The sequence below is a fragment of the Rhodococcus sp. 05-2254-5 genome, from assembly GCF_002258575.1.
Lineage (GTDB): Bacteria > Actinomycetota > Actinomycetes > Mycobacteriales > Mycobacteriaceae > Rhodococcoides > Rhodococcoides fascians.
The window spans coordinates 1-1100 of the sequence record NZ_NOZG01000012.1 but is presented as its reverse complement, the minus strand read 5'-3'; the positions used below and the strand labels follow the sequence as shown (position 1 = coordinate 1100).

The following is a 1100-nucleotide window of genomic DNA, read 5'->3' as shown; positions in this document are numbered from 1 at the left end:
GTCGGACAATCTCTTCCAGCCCCGCACCGTGTTCTCGGTGCGGGGCTGGTGTGCGTTCGAGGGGCCTATGCGATGTGGGGGCCTGCTCGGGCGTGGGATTGTCTCGGTTGTCGGTACGGGTCGACGGATGCCGGCGGTACGAACCAGGGGTATTGATCGGTGCCGATGAACACTTCCCAATCGGAGTGGTGGATGAGTCGGTGGTGGAACCCGCACAGGAGGACGAGGTTGTTCATGTCGGTGGGTCCGCCGTCGGCCCAGTGCCAGATGTGGTGACCTTCGGTCCAGGCGGCGGGTCTTCCGCAGCCGGGGAATGCGCAGCCGTGATCGCGGGCAGTCAATGCGCGTTTCTGTTTCGCGGTGACGGTACGGGCGGTGCGGGCGAGGTTGAGTGGGTTGCCGTTCTCGTCCATGACGATGGCGGTGAGAAGGCAATCGCAGGCGAGTTGGCGGGACGTCTCGCGGGAGAGCGGGCCCATCCACGGCAGCCAGCCGACCGACGTGCCGTCGCCGAACAGGTCCCGATATGCACCGCGATCCGGGCTCGGTCCGGCAGCGCTGTCGGTCTCGAGTTCATTCGCCGCGTCCGACTCGGTCGGGTCGGATCGTATTGGGTCGGAGTGGATCGGGTTGCCGGCGTCGATGTCCACCGGGTCGGCTGGATCGGCGTTGTCGGATTCTGCTGCAGCGCGGGTGGTTTCGTCGTCGGTGATGTCGTCGCTGTTCTGACCGCTCAGGCTGTGGAGGTCCTGCAACCGGATGTGCAGGTTGATGTGGGGTCTCTCGCCGCCTTCGGTGGGGCGATCCTTCGAGGCGAGGTAGTGGTCGAGGATCTGCCCGAATGCGTCGGCGCGTCGCCTCGCAGGACTGCGTTCGTCGGGGGTGCCGTCGGCTGCGGGCCGAGGTTCGGTCAGCGGTGAGAGTGCGGTGAAGAGCTTTTCCGCGGTGACGGCATCGAAGTCGGCCTTGAGGCACAGGCGTTGGTTGAGCATCTTCGATGCGAACAGTTCGTTGCGGTCGGTGTCCTCAGGGGGCGGCTTGTCGCTGCCGTAGGTGTCTTCGAGTTTGGTGATCGCTTCACGGATCTTGTCGGTGCGTGC

1 protein-coding gene is annotated in these 1100 nt (G+C 65.4%); it reads right to left on the bottom strand.

Annotation, left to right across the window (positions count from 1 at the left end):
* Positions 1-65: 65 nt before the first annotated feature.
* Positions 66-1100 (bottom strand): HNH endonuclease signature motif containing protein (locus CH278_RS09950; RefSeq protein WP_143536235.1); only part of this gene is annotated, 1035 nt, incomplete at its 5' end.